Here is a 19,135-nt window from a genome sequence, read left to right on the forward strand (position 1 = left end):
TCAAGAAATATCGGTCTGTGTCTCCATCATCTTCACGATGCGCTCGAGGTCGTCGACCGACCCGAACTCGACCACGATCTTGCCCTTGCGTTTGCCGAGGCTCACGGTCACGCGGGTGTCGAACGAGTTCGACAGCCGCTCCGCGACATCCTGCAGGCCGGGCATCTGGATCGGCTTCCTGCGCTTCTGTTGCGGCGTGCCAGGCGTGTCGTCGCGATTGGCGAGTACGACGGCTTCTTCCGTCGCACGCACCGACAGACCCTCGGCGACGATACGTGCGGCCAGTGCTTCCTGTGCGTCCGCTCCGGCTTCGAGCGCCAGCAGGGCGCGCGCATGACCGGCCGACAACACGCCGGCCGCAACCCGTCGCTGCACGGCGACCGGCAACTTGAGCAAGCGGATCATGTTCGTGATGACCGGCCGTGACCGGCCCAGTCGTGCCGCGAGTTCCTCGTGGGTCACCTCGAACTCTTCGAGCAGTTGCTGATACGCCGCGGCTTCCTCGAGCGGGTTGAGTTGCACCCGGTGGATGTTCTCGAGCAGCGCGTCACGCAACAGCGACTGATCCTCGGTGTCGCGGACGATCGCAGGAATCGTGTCGAGTCCGGCCTCCTGGACGGCGCGCCAGCGACGCTCACCCATCACGAGTTGGAAGCGGTCGCCCTCGAGCCGACGAACCACGATCGGTTGCATGAGCCCGAACTCACGGATCGAGTGGACGAGCTCCCCGAGGGCTTCCTCGTCGAACACCTGACGCGGCTGCTTCGGGTTGGGTTCGATCCGGTCGGTCGGGATCTCGATGTAGACCGCTCCGGTGGGGGAGGGGAGGGGTTCGCTCGCGGGGACCGTTTCGGTCGGCTGCGTCTCGGGTGCGCTCGCCTGCGAGGTGTCGCCGGTCGGCTGGTCCGCACGCGTGCCGTCCCCGATGATGACGTCGGCAGCGGCGGTTCCCAGACCGGATGACGGCAGGTTCAGAACCGGGGAACCGGTCCGGCGCGAAGCGGCGGCTTTGGCCGGTGCGGACGGCCTCGGTTCGGCCGGCGCCGGCGCAGCCGGATCGGCCGAGGTGGACGGCGTCGCAGTGGCCGGCGCCGCAGAGGCGGTAGCGGTGGCCGACTTCGGTTCCGCGTCGACCGGTGGTCCGGTCGGGATGAGAGCTGCCAGACCTCGACCGAGCCCGCCTTTACGTGTCGCGCTCATCCGTTCCCCTGATTCTCGTGTGCACCGCGTGCCGCCAACTCCCGCCCGGCGTCGAGATAGCTCATTGCGCCGCGCGATCCAGGATCGTAGTCGAGAACTGTCATCCCGTAGCCGGGAGCTTCGGAAACCTTCACGCTGCGGGGGATGACGGAACGCAGCACCGCGTCACCGAAATGCGCGCGCACCTCCGCCGCGACCTGATCGGCCAGCTTCGTACGTCCGTCGTACATCGTCAGAAGGACGGTCGAGACGTGCAGTTGGGGGTTGAGGTGCGATTGAACGAGTTCGATGTTGCGCAGGAGTTGTCCGACACCCTCGAGTGCGTAGTACTCACACTGGATGGGGATGAGCACTTCCTTCGCGGCCACGAGTGCATTGACGGTGAGCAAGCCGAGTGAGGGCGGGCAGTCGATGATCACGTAGTCGAAGTCGCGATCGCCGAGCGCCTCCTTCGTAAGTGCATTGCGGAGGCGGTTCTCCCGCGCGACCATCGAGACGAGTTCGATCTCGGCGCCGGCGAGGTCGATCGTGGCGGGGATGCAGAAGAGTCGTTCGTTGTGCGGGCTCTGCTGCACAGCCTCGGCGGCACCGATCTCTCCGAGGAGGATCTCGTAGCTCGAGGGCACGCCGGAATAATGCGGCACACCGAGCGCGGTACTCGCATTGCCCTGCGGGTCGAGGTCGACGACGAGAACGGACAGCCCCTGCACAGCGAGCGCAGCCGCGATGTTCACCGCAGTGGTGGTCTTACCGACCCCACCCTTCTGATTGGCGATAGTGAAGACCCGCCGCTCGCGCGGCTTGGGAAGCGCGTTGGCTTCGCTCGGGTGGAGGACCTGCGTGGCGCGATGAGCCGCTGCGCCGATCGGTGTGTCGATAGCGGAGAACCCGTCGAAGGGCACGGGGGAGAAGTCGTCCTCGCCGCCTCCGGTTTCACGTGAAACAGCGGATTCAGATCCACCCGTCATAGAACACTCCTTACACGTAGATCCGCTCGATTCGCACGCTACATCCTCGCCGCTTCCCGGTCGCGACTTCGAGGCCGGGTCGAGGCGCCGAAGAGAGAATGCGAGTCAGGGACCCGGAGTCATCTCCGACTTCCCGGCCACGCGCACGCATTCTCGGTCGGTCCAGTATTCCACTCGCATTCTAGGTTCCGGCGGCGACGTGGCCGCATGACGTTTCACGTGAAACCGGGAGAATCCTGTTTCACGTGAAACCGCGCGATTCGAGGCAGTCGACGTTTCACGTGAAACATCTGCACTGTCACCCCGGAGCGCCCGTAAGGGAAATCATCCCGATTCGAATAGCACTGTCCTACAGTGAAATTGAGTAACATTCTTCGAAAGTCATTGATCTGCTTGACATCTCATCCCGGATGAACACAGCCATTCGGAAACATCACAGTGACGAAATGCCCTGGGGTGATTGGGTCTGGTGTGACAGGGGCAGAAATGCCCGTTACGGACTTCGGGTTCTCGAGTAGAAGCCTCGAGTCACCTCGATCGGCCGCGAAATGACAACACCCTCCCGACCCGGCGGGGAGGGGAGGGTGCACCAGTCGACCCGGCAATGCCGGCTCAGCGCTTCTTGCGCCGCCGGGCCGGGCGAGGAATTCGCTCTGCCTTCACCACGATGGTGGGCACCGGCAGCAGATCGCCACCGCACTCGAGCACCTCGAGATTGCCGGCACCCAGTTGGGCGAGCTCGTCCCGGTCGCGGTCGATCTCCTCCTGGGCGGATGACCCCTTCAGTGCGAGCATCCGGCCACCCTCGTGAACGAGCGGCATCGACCACTTCGCGAGTTTGGCGAGGGGCGCGACGGCGCGGGACGTAACGACATCCGCACCGCCGGCTTCCTGAAGCACACTCGGCTGTTCGGCCCGGCCGCGGACCACGAGGATATTCTCGATCCCGTTGGTTTCGACGAACTCGGCCAGATACACGGTGCGACGCAGCAGTGGCTCGACGAGAGTGACCTGCAGGTCGGGACGAGCGAGAGCGAGAGGAATGCCGGGCAGACCGGCACCGCTGCCCACATCGACCACCGTCTCACCCTCCTGGACGAGCTCGCCGACCACGGCACAGTTGAGAATGTGCCGCTCCCACAAGCGCGGCACCTCGCGCGGTCCGATGAGTCCCCGCTCGACCCCTGCCGTCGACAGGGAGTGGTGGTACCGCTCGGCAAGTTCGATCCGATCTCCGAAGACCTGCTGCGCGATCGCCGACAGTTCCGCCTCGTGTTGTTCCACGTGAAACATCCTTTCCTGTCGGCTCACCCGAGGACATATGAGGGGGCCCACAGCATCAGTCCGAAAAGGCGAAGAGGGACCCCGACGACGCAGAGCCCCTCTTCGGTCGACACGACCGACTCAATCCTTGACGACCACTACACGCCGATTGGGCTCCGCACCTTCGCTTTCGCTGGAGACACCGTCGATCTTCGCCACGGCGTCATGCACGATCTTGCGCTCGAACGGCGTCATCGGCTCGAGCTCCTCGCGCTGGCCCGACTCGAGTACACGCTTCGCGGCCATCGTGCCCAGCGACGACAGTTCGGCACGCTTGCCCGCGCGCCAGCCCGCAATATCGAGCATGAGCTTGCTGCGTTCGCCCGTCGCCTGCTGCACAGCGAGACGGGTGAGTTCCTGAAGTGCGTCGAGAACCTCACCGTTGCGACCCACCAACTTGGTGAGATCCTTGCCCCCGTCGATGCTCACGACGGCGCGGTCGCCCTCGACATCGAGGTCGATGTCGCCGTCGAAATCGAGCACGTCGAGCAACTGCTCCAGGTAGTCGCCGGCGATCTCGCCTTCTTCGATGAGGTAGTCGTCATCATCGAGGTCGGCATCCGCTGCTGTATCGCGCTCCTCGGCTGCCACCACGACGTCCTCTTCCACCTTGTCCAGGTCACTGGCCATGTTCAGCTCTCTTCTACTTCGGTCAGCGCCGCTTGCGCTTGGAGTTCTTGGGGCGGCTACCCGGCTTGGGAGTGGACGCACCGGGCTTCGGTGCCGACGCGGTCGTATCGGCATTTCCCTTGGCGGAATCCTTCTGCAACGACACCTCTCCGGCCTCCTCGGCCGCGTTGTCGTCGGCATCGGCAGCAGCAGTCGCCGCAGCGGCTGCTCCCTTCTTCTTGGCCTTGTTCGGACGAGCACCCGGCTTCGGAGCGTTCTCGTTTCGGCGGGCCAGTGCCGCAGCCTTCTTTTCTTCCTCCTCCTTGTCGATACGGCGGAAGACGAGGTGCTGCTGGCCGTAGGTCCAGATGTTGTTGCTCACCCAGTAGAGGATGATGGCGATCGGCAGGAACGGGCCGCCCACGAGAACACCGAGCGGGAAGACATACAGAGCCAGCTTGTTCATGATCGCGGCCTGCGGATTCGCAGCGGCCTGCGCACTCTGGCGGGCGACCGATGCCCGGGCGTTGAAGTGCGTGGCGATACCGGCCACGATCATCAGCGGCACGGCCACGGCAGCGATCTGCCACCGCGTGGGGATCTCGCCGAAGGGAGCGAAAGCCTCGAGCGATGCCATCGGCTGCGTGATCCACGCGGAGATCGGGGCACCGAACAAGCGAGCGCTGAGGAAGGACTGGACGTCCTCAGCGCTGAAGGCGTAGTTGCCCAGCTGAGCGTTCTGTTCGGGAGTCAGACCGAGCTGGCCGAGGCCGGTACCCGTGCGGTTGAACGAACGCAACACGTGGAACAGGCCGATGAACACCGGAACCTGCAACAGGATGGGCAGACAACCCATCAGCGGGTTGAAACCGTGCTCCTTCTGGAGCTTCTGCATCTCGAGCGCCTGGCGCTGTCGATCCTTGGCGTACTTCTTCTGAAGTGCCTTGATCTGTGGCTGCAGTTCCTGCATCTGGCGGGTCGTGCGGACCTGTTTGACGAACGGCTTGTACAGGATCGCACGGAGGGTGAACACGAGGAACACCACCGACAGCGCCCAGGTCCAGCCGCTGTCCGGCGCCAGCACGAACGAGAACGCTTTGTGCCAGACCCACAGGATCCAGGACACGGGATAGTAGATGAAGTCGAGCACGGCTCTGTGTACTCCTCTGGTCGTCCATGATCGCCATGAAGGGGCGTCGGTCTCGGGTCTCGGCTCCGGTCAGGTACCCACTGGGGACGACCGATGTTTCCGTTCGGGTACCGGATCCCACCCACCAGGGTGCCAGGGGCCACATTTGAGTAGTCTCACCGATGCCAGGACCGAACCCACGACGACACCCCGCGTGCGCAACGCCTCCACGGCGTATTCGCTACACGTGGGGGTGAATCGGCAGGTCGGCATCCTCGTCGGGGACACATAGGTGCGGTAGAGCTCGATACAGAAGATGAGGGCACGGGCAGGAGCGGACCGTAGGGACCGCCACCACGATCTCGGGTCCGATTCGTTCATGCGCGGGCTCCTCCACGCGGGGCGGGCGCAGCAGAGCCGAGAACTCCGAGCCGCACGAGGCCTGATCGCACCTGCTTCTCGAGTTCTCGGGATCCCGCGGTGCCGGCACCGGGCAATGCCCGCAGGACGATGTCGGTCTCGGAGGGCAGGGCCTCGACGAGGTCGGCGCAGATATGACGAAGCCGGCGTGCGACTCGATGTCGAATCACCGCCGGCCCGACAGCCTTGCTCACAACCAGTCCGAAGCGTGGACCACCGATACTCACCAAGGACTCTTGCCGGTCGCGTTCGAGAACGTGAACGACCAGGTCCCGCCGTCCCTGACGACGCCCTCGGCGGACAGTGTCCGAAAAATCCGAGTGGCGCCGCAGACGATACGGCTCAGGTAGCACCCCGAGCTCCCGTCAGGGAATCAGGCGGTGAGAGAAGCGCGGCCCTTACGGCGACGCGCCGAAACGATTGCGCGACCCGCACGGGTGCGCATCCGGAGACGGAAGCCGTGAACGCGCGCGCGGCGTCGGTTGTTCGGCTGGAACGTCCGCTTGCCCTTGGCCACGGTCGACACTCCTCGAAAATTCGGCGACGACGCGGCAAGCGCCGTCGATCCAACGTGTACGTGAATTCGCAGGATCCGTTTTGCTCGCAGAGCAGGACGAACCCATCACCTCTGTATGAGTGACTGTTCGAGGCTACGCGGACGCGGGCGCGAAATCAAACCGCCTCCCTCATCGGCATGCAATGCGACACGCCGTACACGAGAGCGAACTGCACCCCGCACGAAAGTATGTGATCTGCAGCACTACTCGGGTACGCTGTGGGCCATGTCTTCGACGGCGCACCGCGACCACCTCTACGGTCCCACCTCGCGCTCTGTTCGACGACGATGCGCCTCCTGCCGTGCGATCCATTGACGGCCTTGCTGCTCGACGTTGCTCCGGGGGAATTCGCCGAACACCCGCCCGGATCGCGTCACATCATGTGTCACACTGATCCCCGCAGACCGCCCGGGCAGAGAAGCTCGCTGAGCGGATATACACCTCCCATCCCCACATCAGCCGGGTGATTCCCCCGGTTGTCCACACCTGTGGATAATCGTGTGGACAACCGGCGATCAGAGGGAGTGAAGCTGCGTGAGCGACGAGCCGAACGCGCTGGCCGACGTGTGGGCGGACGTCGTATCCGAGCTGACCATCGACGGCGGAGTGCTGACCAAGAGCCAGAAGGCATGGCTCGCGCTGGTCAAACCGATCACGCTCGCACAGGGATTCGCACTGCTGTCGGTGCCGTCCACGCTCGCGCAGCAGTCGATCGAACGCGACCTGCGTGAACCCATCCTCCGGACTCTCAACCGCCATCTCGGTCACCGGGTGGAAGGTCTCGGCGTGCGCGTCGAACCCCGGGAACGTGTGGATGATCCCGCGGAAGACCCCTACGCCGAACCGCGGGACACACTGCCTCTCGAGGGCCTGCCGGTCGATGCACAGCCTGTGAGTTCACGCACCACCGAGCCCCGCAGCCGTGATCTGCGACGCGATCCTCAGATGCACCGCGATCCTCAGATGTCCCGCGATGCGCTCGGGCCCCGGGATGGCACCGATCCCCGCGAAGGCGGTTTTTCCCGGGACGGCATGATCCCCGGAGACGGTGCGGATCTCTACCGCCGGCGCCTGATCCCGCCGCGTGATCACGACATGCTCGAGGTGGACCACGGTGAACTCGAGGAGGTCGACGACGACCGAGAAGCGATGACCGCCGTTCGCGAGTCGTGGCCGTCCTATTTCACCCAGCCCCCGCCGCCCGAGACTCCGCCTATGGGCAGCAGCAGCCTCAATGCCAAGTACACCTTCGACACCTTCGTGATCGGCGCGTCGAATCGCTTCGCGCACGCCGCGGCGGTGGCGATCGCCGAAGCGCCGGCGCGCGCTTACAACCCCCTGTTCATCTGGGGAGCGTCGGGCCTGGGCAAGACGCATCTGCTGCATGCCGCAGGCCACTACGCACAAAGGCTCTTCCCCGGGTTGAGGGTGAGGTACGTCTCCACAGAGGAGTTCACGAACGACTTCATCAACAGTCTCCGGGATGATCGCAAGGTCGCGTTCAAGCGGCGCTACCGCGAGACCGACATCCTCCTCGTCGACGACATCCAGTTCATCGAGGGCAAGGAAGGTATCCAGGAGGAGTTCTTCCACACCTTCAACACCCTCCACAACGCCAACAAGCAGATCGTCGTCTCGTCCGACCGGCCACCCAAGCAGCTGGCAACGCTCGAGGAACGACTGCGGACACGGTTCGAGTGGGGTCTGATCACCGACGTCCAGCCGCCGGAACTCGAGACGCGCATCGCGATCCTGTCGAAGAAGGCACGTATGGACGGCCTGAACGTGCCGCACGACGTGCTCGAGCTGATCGCCAGCCGGATCGAACGCAACATCCGCGAACTCGAGGGTGCCCTGATCCGGGTGACTGCCTTCGCTTCCCTGAACCGGCAGCCCCTCGACCTCACCCTGGCCGAAGTGGTGTTGCGCGATCTGATGCCGGACTCGTCCGCTCTCGAGATCAATGCCGCCACGATCATGGCCGTGACCGCGGAGTACTTCGGCACCTCGATCGACGACCTGTGCGGCCCCGGCAAGGCACGTCCGCTCGCGCAGGCACGCCAGATCGCAATGTATCTGTGCCGCGAACTCACCGACCTCTCGTTGCCGAAGATCGGGCAGACCTTCGGCCGCGACCACACCACAGTCATGTACGCGGACAAGAAGATTCGCAAGGAAATGACCGAGCGTCGCAAGGTCTACGACCAAGTGCAGGAGCTCACCGCGCGTATCAAGCAGCGGTCCAAGCGCTGACCCTCGAGCCTCGAGAAACCATCCACAGGGAGCGTCCACAGGGCGCTCCCTGTCCCGTATCTCGAGAAATTTTCGGCCCTCACACCTGTGGACAAGGGTGTGCAGAACGTGGGATCTTTGTGGACGAACGGTGGACAGAGAGTGAACAGTCTCGAGGAATCCACATTCGTCCTCGAGAACTCCTCGAGTTCATCCTCGAGTTCGCCCCCCTCGAGAACGTGGTCCCACCAGCCTAGACCGTCATCGGTCCACAGATTCCACAGGCCCTATTACTACTTCTGTGAGTTCTCTTGGAAAATGTTCTTTCAAAACAGGTGTGTGGAGAGCTCGGTCCACAGGCCCTCGAGTGAGCGTCACGCCTCGAGCGTCCCGGCTTCCCAAGCAGCGAGGGAAGGCATAACGTGAATCCGCATCCCCGGCTCCGCCTCATCGGTGTCGGGGTTCTGTGACAGACTTCGTAGACTTGTCGAGACCACGATCGAAGGGATCCACCGGGCGATGGAGCTGGGAAGTATGAAGTTTCGTGTGGCTCGCGAGGACTTCGCCGACTCCGTGGCGTGGGTTGCACGAAGCCTTCCGTCACGACCCCCCGTTCCCGTTCTGGGCGGTGTCCTGCTCGGCGCCGACGAAGGCGGGCTGACCGTCTCGGGCTTCGACTACGAGGTATCCGCACAGGTCCACGTCGCGGCCGAGGTCGTCACCCCCGGTCAGGTGCTGGTGTCCGGCAAGCTGCTGGCCGACATCACCCGCGCACTGCCCCACAAGCCTGTGGATGTCGTTCTCGACGGCACCCGCGTGCTGATCACGTGCGGTAGCGCCAAATTCTCCCTCCCCACCATGCCTGTGGAGGACTACCCGCAGCTGCCCGAACTACCGCAGCAGACCGGTGCGCTCTCCGGCGACCTCTTCGCCGAAGCGATCAGCCAGGTCGCCGTCGCTGCCGGCAAGGACGACACGTTGCCGATGCTCACGGGCATCCGGGTGGAAATCGAGGGCACCGACATGGTGCTCGCGGCCACCGACCGGTTCCGGCTCGCAGTTCGCAAGCTCGAGTGGATGCCTACCGTGGAGTCCACGAGTTCTGCGGTCCTCGTGCCCGCCAAGACCCTCTCCGAGGCAGCGAAAACCGTTGGTGGATCCACCAACTCCCCGGTGCAGCTCGCGCTCGGCAGCGGGTCGTCGGTGGGAGCGGAAGGTCTGCTCGGCATCGTCGCCGACGGACGCAGGACCACCACACGCCTGCTCGACGCCGAATTCCCCAAGTTCCGCCAGTTGCTCCCCAACGAGCACACGGCGATGGCAACCGTCGAGATCGCACCCCTCGTGGACGCGATCAAGCGCGTGGCGCTCGTCGCCGAGCGCGGTGCGCAGGTCCGGCTCGAGTTCACCGAGGGCAGCGTGATGCTCTCTGCCGGTGGCGACGACGCGGGCCGCGCCGAGGAATCCCATCCCGCCGAGTTCTTCGGCGAACCGCTGATCATCGCGTTCAATCCCGGTTACCTGCTCGATGGGCTGACCTCGTTGCACACCGACAAGGTCTCTTTCGGTTTCACCACCTCGAGCAGGCCCGCAGTGCTGCGCCCCGCCCTCGACGAGGAACCCGTACCGGATTCCTCGGGCACCTTCGCCGCTCCGGACAGCGATTACACCTATCTGCTGATGCCGGTGCGCCTGCCGGGCTGATCGGCCCGAGACTGGACACCCGTGTACGTTCGCACCTTCTCGCTGCGCGACTTCCGTTCGTGGAGAACGGTGTCCGTCGACCTTTCTCCCGGGGCGACGGTCTTCGTCGGGCGCAACGGACACGGGAAGACCAATCTGCTCGAAGCCCTCGGGTATCTGTCGACCCTGTCATCGCACCGGGTGTCGTCCGATGCCCCGCTGCTGCGGGCCGGAACGTCACGAGCGTTTGCCGGGGCGCTGGTGGTCAACCATGGCCGCGAACTCGGCATCGACATCGAGATCAACGAGGGCAAGCAGAACCGGGCGCGGATCAACCAGTCGCCGGCGCGGCGGCCACGCGAGGTCCTCGGCATCCTGCGCACGGTGCTGTTCGCTCCGGAGGATCTGTCTCTCGTCCGCGGCGATCCCGGGGATCGCCGGCGGTTCCTCGACGAACTTCTCAGCACACGATTTCCGCGGATGAGTGGGGTGCGCGCCGACTACGACAAGGTGCTGCGTCAGCGGTCCGCGCTGCTCAAGACCGCGGGAGGAGCGCTGCGTCGCGGAAGTCGCTCGAGCGACGGCGCGAGTGCTCTGGCCACCCTCGACGTGTGGGACGGTCACCTCGCGGCGCACGGAGCCGAACTGCTCGCTGCTCGGGTCGCCCTGCTGCACGAACTCGCGCCGCACGTGTCCGGGGCGTACCGATCGATCGCGCCGGAATCGCGTCCTGCGGGTCTGCTCTATCGCAGCAGTCTCGGCGACGCGCTGCCCCCGGAGTTCTCCGACCCTGCGCGCGTACCTGCTCCGGACGATCGGGAGTTCCTCGAGACGGTATTTCTCCACCGGCTCGCAGAAGTGCGGTCCAGGGAGATCGAGCGCGGTGTCTGCCTCGTCGGTCCCCATCGTGACGATCTCGACCTGATGCTCGGCGTCGAACCGGCGAAAGGCTATGCGAGCCATGGCGAATCATGGTCTTTCGCTCTTGCGCTGAGGCTCGGTGCCTTTGCCCTACTGCGTGCCGACGGAACCGATCCGGTTCTCATGCTCGACGACGTCTTCGCCGAACTCGATCGCCGGCGGCGGTCCGCTCTCGCCGAGGTTGCGACGACAGCCGAGCAGGTACTGATCACCGCGGCCGTGCCGGAGGACGTGCCGGCCGAACTTCACGGTGCTCGATTTCCGGTTCACGTCGAGGACACCGGCGAAGGTCGTATCTCTGTGCTGGGATCAGTACAACAGGAGACGGGCCCGATCACCGGGGAGGTCGGATGAACGACGAACGGACAGGCACCGGCGGCGACGCCGCGGCCCAACCGGAACTCAAGGGAATCGATCTGGCTCGCCGCGCGCTCGAGGAAGCCCGGGCAGCGGCGAAGGCGAACGGGAAGGCCGTCGGTCAAGGACGGGCGTCCCGTGGTCCGCTGCGGCCGAAACGCAGACGCCGCGGGTGGTCGGGGCCCGGCCCGGACGAGCGCGACCCGCAGCCGCTCGGCGCTCTCTCGCGTTCGGTGGCCAAGCAGCGTGGCTGGTCGACACATGTCTCGGAGGGAACGGTTCTCGGGAGCTGGGCCCGTGTGGTGGGCGACGATATCGCCTCACACGCGCAGCCGACCACCCTGCGCGACGGCGTTCTGCACATTTCCGCGGAGTCGACGGCCTGGGCGACGCAACTGCGCATGATGCAGTCCCAGATTCTTGCGAAGATCGCCGCAGCGGTGGGGCACGGTGTCGTCAAGGAGCTGAGGATCACCGGTCCCACGGCGCCGAGCTGGCGAAAAGGTGAACGTCATATCCGGGGGCGTGGTCCGCGCGATACCTACGGGTGACGCAAGCCTCGACGGAGGGCCGCTGGGCGGACGATTTCGGGGCCGTCCAAGAAATCACGCATTGCGACTCGCGTCCGTCCCGCTGCGGGGAAACCAGGGGCACGAATCACCGCTTTCCGTGTGCACCCCGGCAGCGGGTCCGATGGCACGTAGGATGGACAGGAATGCGTCGCGCGCGTGCGCGGGGCCGAGGCGGAAAAGGAGAGCTACCCACCCGTGGCTGCCCAGAAGTCGAACAACAGCAAGAGTGAGTACGGTGCGTCGTCCATCACCGTCCTCGAAGGACTCGAGGCGGTACGTAAGCGCCCCGGTATGTACATCGGTTCCACCGGAGAGCGTGGTCTGCACCACCTGATCTGGGAGGTGGTCGACAACTCCGTCGACGAGGCCATGGCCGGCTACGCGTCGAAGGTGGAGGTGACCCTCCTCGAGGACGGCGGTGTACAGGTCGTCGACGACGGTCGCGGTATCCCCGTTGCCATGCATGCCTCCGGAGTTCCGACGGTCGAGGTCGTCCTCACCCAGCTCCACGCCGGCGGCAAATTCGACTCCGATGCGTACGCCGTCTCGGGCGGTCTGCACGGTGTCGGTATCTCGGTGGTCAACGCACTGTCCACCACTCTCGAGGTCGCGATCGACCGCGACGGATACCACTGGGAACAGACCTACACGAACTCCAAGCCCGGTGATCTGGTCAAGGGCGAGGCGACCAAGCGCACCGGTACCACCGTCCGGTTCTGGCCGGATCCCGACATCTTCGAGACCACGACCTTCAACTTCGAGACCGTCGCGCGTCGCCTGCAGGAGATGGCGTTCCTGAACAAGGGACTGACCATCACCCTCACCGACGAGCGGGTCGCGCCCGAAGAGGTCACCGAGGAAGATGTTCCGGAGACCGCCGACGCTCCCAAGACCGCGGAGGACGAGGCGGTCGAGGCCGCTGTACCCGAGGTCCACAAGGTCAAGGTCCGGACCTACCACTATCCGGGTGGCCTCGAGGACTACGTGCGCCACATCAACCGCACCAAGTCGCCGATCCACAACTCCGTCGTGGGGTTCACCGCCAAGGGGACCGGCCACGAACTCGAGGTCGCGATGCAGTGGAACTCGGGTTACTCCGAGTCTGTCCACACCTTCGCCAACACCATCAACACCCACGAAGGTGGTACGCACGAGGAAGGCTTCCGTGCGGCGCTGACCACCGTCGTCAACCGGTATGCGAAGGACAAGAAGCTCCTCAAGGAAAAGGATCCGAACCTCACGGGCGACGACATCCGGGAGGGCCTCGCCGCAATCATCTCGGTCAAGGTCGCCGAGCCGCAGTTCGAAGGCCAGACGAAGACCAAACTCGGCAACACCGAGGTGAAGTCGTTCGTGCAGAAGGCGTGCAACGAGCACATCTCCCACTGGTTCGAGGCCAACCCGGCGGACGCGAAGACGATTGTCACGAAGGCTGTTTCGTCGGCACACGCGCGTGTGGCCGCCCGTAAGGCCCGCGAACTCGTCCGTCGTAAGAGCGCCACGGACATCGGTGGGCTGCCCGGCAAGCTCGCCGACTGCCGCTCGAAGGATCCGAGCAAGTGCGAGATCTACATCGTGGAGGGCGACTCCGCAGGTGGTTCCGCCAAGTCGGGTCGCGACTCGATGTACCAGGCGATCCTTCCGTTGCGCGGAAAGATCATCAACGTCGAGAAGGCGCGCATCGACAAGGTCCTCAAGAACGCGGAGGTCCAGTCGATCATCACGGCGTTCGGTACCGGCATCCACGAGGAATTCGATATCTCGAAGCTGCGGTACCACAAGATCGTCCTGATGGCCGACGCCGACGTCGACGGTCAGCACATCGCGACGCTGTTGCTCACGCTGCTGTTCCGCTTCATGCGGCCGCTCGTGGAGGAGGGACACGTATTCCTCGCGCAGCCGCCGCTGTACAAGCTCAAATGGCAGCGCAGCGAACCGGAGTTCGCGTATTCGGACCGCGAACGCGACGCCCTGCTCGAAGCGGGCCTGAAGGCCGGCAAGAAGATCAACAAGGACGACGGCATCCAGCGTTACAAGGGCCTCGGTGAGATGAACGCCAAGGAACTGTGGGAAACCACCATGGATCCGAGCGTTCGGATCCTGCGCCAGGTGACCCTCGACGATGCCGCCGCTGCCGACGAGCTGTTCAGCGTCCTCATGGGTGAGGATGTCGCGGCGCGGCGCAGTTTCATCACCCGAAACGCGAAGGACGTTCGCTTCCTCGACGTCTGAGCACCGCTCGTCTCCGCCTTCGAGAGGCGGAAGCTGCGAACGAACCCCTGCTGTGCCGGAAATCACAGCAGGGGTTCGCATATGGTGCGGTGACAGCGAAATGGGCCGTTAGCCTTCACCCTTGCCCATGAGTACACTCCATTCGGCCATCTGTACGCGTGGCTGCCGAAAAAGGGGGGCCGGGGCAACGCTGGGATGCGGGACAGATCCGCTCTTCCGTATCTGCTGTATGTCCCGATATGGTGCCCTCACCCGAAACGTCCCGTTCGACTGCGCTTGATCGGACACGCGCTCATCGGAGTGCGGTGCCGACCGGAGCTCGTCGCCCGGCACGGACGGGGTGGAAGGAGAGCTGTAATCCATATGAGTGACAAGTCGCCGCCCCGGCAGCGGTGGTGGAACATCGAGGGGTGGGGTCTTCGAAGGAAGGTCACTGCCGTTCTCGCTGTCCCCGTAACCGTGGCCATGGTCCTCGGTGGTCTTCGTGTCGAGAACGAGCTCAGCAACGCCGTCCACTTCTCCTCCGCGGCCGACCAGGTCGCAGCTGTGCCGGACATCGTCGATTTCTCGACGGCATTTGCCACGGCCACCGCGAGTGCCGCCGCCGGAACGGTGACTCCCGAGGAGATGACTGCACTCGGTGACGCCTTCGGCGCGATCGCTGCGGTCACGGAGAACCCCGAGCTCGATCCGGCTGTGACCGCGGATCTCAGGCGTACCGCGGCCTCCGCGCAGTCGCTCTACACGAAGCTGCAGGCCGGACCGGTGCCGGTCGAAGAGATCAGCGCCGTCACCAACGAGGTGCGCGACAGTCTGAACCGCATCGTCGAAGCGATCCTCGACGAGGTCGAAGACCGCGAGATCCTCATCTACGGCGATCAGCTGATCAACGCGTGGTACTCGCAGCGTTACCTTTTCGGCCAGGTCCTCGGTGTGCTCCAGCTTCTCGCCGACCCGAGTCAGCCGGGCACAGCCCTGGTGTCCGCTTCCGGTGCCGAGCTCGCCATGCTCGATCTGCTCGCGCGGTCGTACCCGATGGCCGATACGCAGATTGCCGAACTCCGCGCGGGTGTCCAGGAACGTGCCGACATGGTCGAGGCGGCCGGCTCGGGTCCGCTCCCGATCCTCAACATCCGTGCGTCGCTGCTCAACAGCGTCGACATCTACGGCACCATCATCGAGGAAGCGTCGACCCAGGTCAGCACGACGGTTCAGGATCGTGCCGCCGAGACTCGCTCGGCCGCGCTCCGCGATACCGCGATCGTGCTCGCCGCTCTGCTCGCGGCACTCGTGCTCGCCCTCCTCGTCTCACGTTCGCTCGTCGGCCCGATCCGCCGTCTGCGTTACGGCACTCTGAAGGTCGCGCGGCAGGAGCTTCCCGAGGCGATCGACCGCATCAAGGTCGGCGACAACATCGAGGACATCGAGTTCACCCGGGTCCCGGTGCACACGACCGAGGAAATCGGCCAGCTCGCACGCGCGGTCGACGACATGCACGGACAGGCACTTCGTCTCGCCGGCGAGCAGGCTCACCTGCGGCTCCAGGTCAGCGATATGTTCGAGACGCTCGCGCGTCGCTCCAAGTCGCTCGTCGAGCAACAGCTCGGCCTCATCGAACGACTCGAGTACGAGGAGAAGGACCCGGAACGGCTCGAGAGCCTGTTCCGCCTCGACCACCTCGCCGCCCGTATGCGCCGTAACGGCGACAACCTGCTGATTCTCTCCGGTACCCGGATGCGACGCGGCCACTCCGCGCCGGTCCAGCTCGGTGACATCCTGCGCGCCGCGATGTCGGAGGTCGAGGACTACCAGCGCGTGCAGATCGGGTCGACGCCCGACGGTGCCCTCAGCGGTGCGGTCGCGACCGACATCGTGCACCTCCTCGCAGAGTTGGTCGACAACTCGCTCCGCGCGTCGCCGCCGGACAGCAACGTCACGTTCAGCTTCGCCCGCGCTGTCGACGGCGGCCTGCTCGTCGAGATCGCCGATCGCGGTATCGGTATCCCGCCCGACGAACTCGATGTCATCAACCAGCGTCTCGCCAAGGGTGGCGAGGTCGGACCGGACACCGCGCGCCACATGGGTCTGTTCGTGGCGTCGCGACTTGCCGAGCGGCACGGGCTCACCGTGCGGCTGCGTCCGACCTTCGATACCGCTCGCAATCCGGGCATCACTGCGAGCGTGCATATTCCGGACGTACTGCTCGTATCTCCGCTCGCGTTGTCGCACACCGGCCCGCAGCCCCGGATCGAGCTGGAACCGGAAGACTCCTCGGAGTCCCAGGACTACTCGGAACCGCAGGCGCTGCCGGCGCCCGCTGCCCAGCAGAGTTTGCCGGAGCCGGAAGAGAGGCGGGAGTACGCGTCGCAGTCGTCCCGTCCCGAGCCTGCCGCCGCGCAACTGCGCAAGGAACAACCGGCCGACTCCGCGAACGGTGCCGATTACGCTCGCCCGAACCGCTCCGAGGACTACTCCGCGAACGGTGCCGATTACGCTCGCCCGAACCGCTCCGAGGACTACTCGGCGAACGGTGCCGATTACGCTCGCCCGAACCGCTCCGAGGACTACTCGGCGAACGGTGCCGACGAGACGCCCTCTGCCGCAAGGTACGAGAGCGCACGTTACGAGGACGATCGCCGGGACGAGCCGCAGAGCGAACCGGCACGGACGGAGTTCACACCGCCGCCTCTCGCCCCTCAAGCACCGCCCACGCCTGCCCCTCAGGCACCGCCGCAGCAGTCGCGCGAGGTCGGACCGTCGGGTCTTCCGCAGCGCCGTCCCGGCGGCACCCCCGGTCTGCCCACGCGTCAGCCGGGTGAGACCCCGGGCCTGCCCACACCGCCGCCTCGAACACCGCAGCCTCGCCGGATCGAGCCGGATGCGGCGGCAGCATTGGCCTCGGCTCTGCCGCCCCGTGGTACTCGTCGCCCCCCGGAAGAAGCCAACGGGCACCACTCCTTCGACGGACGGAACGGTTCCGAACCGCGCGCTTCCGAGCCCGCACGCCGCGAAGGACTCACGGGTCTTCCGCAGCGGCGCCCCGGGGCGACCCCGGGTCTTTCTCCGGCGGCAGACTCCGCGCCTGCGCGTGAGATTCGACAGGAGCCCGCACCGGGCCGGGGTACCCAGCAGGCCGGTCCGACCCGTGATTCACAGCCGCCCCTCCCGGTCCGGGATCCTCAGCAGGGTTCGGCGCATCGCGCTCCTGTCCCGCCGCAGCCTCCGCAGCATTCGCCGTCCCCCGGCCTTCCGCAGCGTCGGCCGGGATCGACTCCCGGTCTTCCAGGTCGTGCTGCGGGTTCGTCGCCGTCCGTTCCGCACAACCGGCCGCAGCCGGCGGCGGGACAGCAGGCGGCGGGACTCTTCGCAGGCGGCGAACCTGCCGCTCGACCCGATGCGCCGAGCCGCCCCGAGGCTCCCCAGCGTGGGCCTGCGCCGGATGCAGGCCGACGACAGCAGGAACCCTTCCAGGGCCTGCCGCAGCGCCGTCCGGGAAGTACGCCCGGTCTGCCCCGCCGTCAGCCGGGTAGCACTCCGGGCCTTCCTCCGCGGCCTGCTCCGGCCACTCACAGCTCCGAAACCAATTCGGCCGCAGCAGCTGCACCGCTATCCGGGCCGAGCATCGCCGATGGTGGCTCCGTCTCGCCGCACAGCGACGCGCAGCAGGCAGCACGGCACCGCTACCGGACGAACTCGGCGAAGACCGCCTCGTTCTTCCAGCCGCGGTCCGACCTCGCATCGGCCCGTCCGCAACCGGCGAACACCCCGATCTTCACCACGATGATGTCGGACTGGCTCGTCGACCCGACGAGCCTCCCCGAAGATCGCAGGAAGAGGGAGTGGCGCTCCGTAGCGGATGCCGGCTGGGAAGCGGCGCAGCGTGCCTCCCAAGCTCCGGTTGAGGAGCACACCACCTCGGGTCTTCCGCGCCGTGCTCCCGGCGAGCGTCTCGTGCCGGGTGCTGTACGGGCACCGGCGACCGGTGAGTTGCAGAAGACCATTCGACGTAGAGACCCGGAAGCCATCCGGGCCAACTTGAGCCGCCATCAGCAGGGTGTCCGTAACGGGCGCGCCTCGGCGAATTTCAGCAATCGCGAGAACGACGAACAGGGAGTTCGATGAACATTGATCATGGATCCGACGCAGCTCGTCCATTGGACTGGTTGGTTTCCAACTTCGCGCGCGAAGTCCCAGGTGTCTCGCATGCCGTGCTCGTCTCCGCAGACGGTCTCCTCATGGCAGCCAGTGCCCACCTCCCGGTGGATCGCGCCGAGCAGCTCGCTGCCGTGACCTCCGGCCTGGCGAGCCTGTCCAACGGTGTATCGCAGTTGTTCGACGGCGGGGGTGTGCTGCAGTCGGTGGTGGAGATGCAGCACGGCTACCTGCTGCTGATGAGTGTCGGTGACGGCTCCCACCTTGCGGCTCTGACGGCCTCCGAGTGCGATATCGGACAGGTCGGCTACGAGATGGCGCTCTTGGTCGATCGGGTGGGTGCTTCCGTCGAAGCCACGCCGCGTGTCGGTCTAGGGTCCTGACGTCGAGGTGGCCATGGAATCGCGAAAGCCGGAGTCGGTGCCGGACCAGCCCAGCCTGGTCCGGCCCTACTCCCTGACTTCGGGACGTACGAGTCCTGCGGTCGAACTGGCGTTGGAGGCGCTGATCCGTGCTATTCCGGGTACCGACGATCGGGCCCGGGATCTGGACAACATCAACGCCACGATCCTGGAGCTGTGCAAGGAATCTCCCTCGGTCGCGGAAATCGCCGCGCGCGTAGGGGTGCCGATCGGCGTCGCACGTGTGCTCGTCGCCGATCTCGTCGAAGCCGGACACGTACAGATCCTGGCCACGCTGAAAGACGATTCGAGCGACGCGGAGCGTCGTGAGCTGATTGAAAGGGTCCTCAGTGGACTTCGCGAACTCTAGCGCCACGAA

Annotated in this window: 16 protein-coding genes; 8 read left to right on the forward strand and 8 right to left on the reverse strand. The window is 65.5% G+C overall.

Annotated features, from left to right (window positions below; genetic code table 11):
* The 8 genes from ABZ789_RS04410 to rpmH form a co-directional block, all read right to left on the reverse strand.
* The gene (locus ABZ789_RS04410) at window positions 1-1,200 is read right to left on the reverse strand and encodes a ParB/RepB/Spo0J family partition protein (RefSeq protein ID WP_358419494.1); all 1,200 of its coding nucleotides are present in this window, start codon (window positions 1,198-1,200) and stop codon (window positions 1-3) included.
* Complete coding sequence (locus tag ABZ789_RS04415) at window positions 1,197-2,168, reverse strand: ParA family protein (RefSeq protein WP_358419497.1); 972 nt, start codon at window positions 2,166-2,168, stop codon at window positions 1,197-1,199. Before ABZ789_RS04415 ends, ABZ789_RS04410 begins: the two co-directional genes overlap by 4 nt.
* Window positions 2,169-2,780: 612 nt before the next feature.
* Window positions 2,781-3,461 (reverse strand): 16S rRNA (guanine(527)-N(7))-methyltransferase RsmG, encoded by a 681-nt coding sequence (rsmG, locus tag ABZ789_RS04420; protein WP_358419500.1) that lies wholly within the window; start codon window positions 3,459-3,461, stop codon window positions 2,781-2,783.
* Between the two features lie 111 nt (window positions 3,462-3,572).
* Window positions 3,573-4,121, reverse strand: a complete 549-nt coding sequence (locus tag ABZ789_RS04425; RefSeq protein ID WP_358419503.1) for a protein jag — start codon at window positions 4,119-4,121, stop codon at window positions 3,573-3,575.
* A 22-nt stretch (window positions 4,122-4,143) separates the two neighbouring features.
* A complete protein-coding gene (yidC, locus tag ABZ789_RS04430; RefSeq protein ID WP_358419506.1) occupies window positions 4,144-5,250 on the reverse strand; it encodes a membrane protein insertase YidC in 1,107 nt (368 codons plus the stop codon).
* A 69-nt stretch (window positions 5,251-5,319) separates the two neighbouring features.
* Complete coding sequence (yidD, locus tag ABZ789_RS04435) at window positions 5,320-5,610, reverse strand: membrane protein insertion efficiency factor YidD (RefSeq protein WP_358419509.1); 291 nt, start codon at window positions 5,608-5,610, stop codon at window positions 5,320-5,322.
* Window positions 5,607-6,002, reverse strand: coding sequence for a ribonuclease P protein component (gene rnpA / locus ABZ789_RS04440; protein ID WP_358419512.1), 396 nt, complete (start codon window positions 6,000-6,002; stop codon window positions 5,607-5,609). The genes yidD and rnpA overlap by 4 nt, the downstream gene beginning before the upstream one ends.
* 20 nt (window positions 6,003-6,022) lie before the next feature.
* Complete coding sequence (gene rpmH / locus ABZ789_RS04445; RefSeq protein ID WP_006550910.1) at window positions 6,023-6,166, reverse strand: 50S ribosomal protein L34; 144 nt, start codon at window positions 6,164-6,166, stop codon at window positions 6,023-6,025.
* Window positions 6,167-6,740: 574 nt separating this feature from the next.
* Here rpmH and dnaA point away from each other — a divergent pair.
* From dnaA to ABZ789_RS04485, 8 genes are all read left to right on the forward strand, one after another.
* On the forward strand, window positions 6,741-8,459 hold the full coding sequence (gene dnaA, locus ABZ789_RS04450; protein ID WP_358419517.1) for a chromosomal replication initiator protein DnaA: 1,719 nt from the start codon (window positions 6,741-6,743) through the stop codon (window positions 8,457-8,459).
* A gap of 498 nt (window positions 8,460-8,957) precedes the next feature.
* A complete protein-coding gene (gene dnaN, locus ABZ789_RS04455; protein ID WP_358419520.1) occupies window positions 8,958-10,142 on the forward strand; it encodes a DNA polymerase III subunit beta in 1,185 nt (394 codons plus the stop codon).
* A 21-nt stretch (window positions 10,143-10,163) separates the two neighbouring features.
* Window positions 10,164-11,396 (forward strand): DNA replication/repair protein RecF, encoded by a 1,233-nt coding sequence (gene recF, locus ABZ789_RS04460; protein WP_358419523.1) that lies wholly within the window; start codon window positions 10,164-10,166, stop codon window positions 11,394-11,396.
* The gene (locus ABZ789_RS04465) at window positions 11,393-11,950 is read left to right on the forward strand and encodes a DUF721 family protein (RefSeq protein ID WP_358419526.1); all 558 of its coding nucleotides are present in this window, start codon (window positions 11,393-11,395) and stop codon (window positions 11,948-11,950) included. Before recF ends, ABZ789_RS04465 begins: the two co-directional genes overlap by 4 nt.
* 216 nt (window positions 11,951-12,166) lie before the next feature.
* Entirely contained in the window at window positions 12,167-14,203 is a 2,037-nt protein-coding gene (gyrB, locus tag ABZ789_RS04470) for a DNA topoisomerase (ATP-hydrolyzing) subunit B (protein WP_358419529.1), read from the forward strand.
* A gap of 363 nt (window positions 14,204-14,566) precedes the next feature.
* The gene (locus tag ABZ789_RS04475) at window positions 14,567-18,325 is read left to right on the forward strand and encodes an ATP-binding protein (protein ID WP_358419532.1); all 3,759 of its coding nucleotides are present in this window, start codon (window positions 14,567-14,569) and stop codon (window positions 18,323-18,325) included.
* Window positions 18,322-18,738, forward strand: coding sequence for a roadblock/LC7 domain-containing protein (locus ABZ789_RS04480; protein ID WP_006550917.1), 417 nt, complete (start codon window positions 18,322-18,324; stop codon window positions 18,736-18,738). Before ABZ789_RS04475 ends, ABZ789_RS04480 begins: the two co-directional genes overlap by 4 nt.
* Before the next feature lie 13 nt (window positions 18,739-18,751).
* Window positions 18,752-19,126, forward strand: a complete 375-nt coding sequence (locus ABZ789_RS04485) for a DUF742 domain-containing protein (protein ID WP_358419536.1) — start codon at window positions 18,752-18,754, stop codon at window positions 19,124-19,126.
* Window positions 19,127-19,135: the final 9 nt, after the last annotated feature.

This window comes from Rhodococcus sp. NPDC047139 (assembly GCF_040643435.1).
In the GTDB taxonomy this organism is placed as follows: Bacteria; Actinomycetota; Actinomycetes; order Mycobacteriales; family Mycobacteriaceae; genus Rhodococcus.

What these genes read in the sequence shown, in the direction of transcription:
- ABZ789_RS04410 (WP_358419494.1), bottom strand. Translation starts at nt 1,200, where the DNA reads ATGAGCGCGACACGTAAAGGCGGGCTCGGTCGAGGTCTGGCAGCTCTC.
- ABZ789_RS04415 (WP_358419497.1), bottom strand. Translation starts at nt 2,168, where the DNA reads ATGACGGGTGGATCTGAATCCGCTGTTTCACGTGAAACCGGAGGCGGC.
- rsmG (WP_358419500.1), bottom strand. Translation starts at nt 3,461, where the DNA reads ATGTTTCACGTGGAACAACACGAGGCGGAACTGTCGGCGATCGCGCAG.
- ABZ789_RS04425 (WP_358419503.1), bottom strand. Translation starts at nt 4,121, where the DNA reads ATGGCCAGTGACCTGGACAAGGTGGAAGAGGACGTCGTGGTGGCAGCC.
- yidD (WP_358419509.1), bottom strand. Translation starts at nt 5,610, where the DNA reads ATGAACGAATCGGACCCGAGATCGTGGTGGCGGTCCCTACGGTCCGCT.
- dnaN (WP_358419520.1), top strand. Translation starts at nt 8,958, where the DNA reads ATGGAGCTGGGAAGTATGAAGTTTCGTGTGGCTCGCGAGGACTTCGCC.
- ABZ789_RS04465 (WP_358419526.1), top strand. Translation starts at nt 11,393, where the DNA reads ATGAACGACGAACGGACAGGCACCGGCGGCGACGCCGCGGCCCAACCG.
- ABZ789_RS04475 (WP_358419532.1), top strand. Translation starts at nt 14,567, where the DNA reads ATGAGTGACAAGTCGCCGCCCCGGCAGCGGTGGTGGAACATCGAGGGG.
- ABZ789_RS04480 (WP_006550917.1), top strand. Translation starts at nt 18,322, where the DNA reads ATGAACATTGATCATGGATCCGACGCAGCTCGTCCATTGGACTGGTTG.
- ABZ789_RS04485 (WP_358419536.1), top strand. Translation starts at nt 18,752, where the DNA reads ATGGAATCGCGAAAGCCGGAGTCGGTGCCGGACCAGCCCAGCCTGGTC.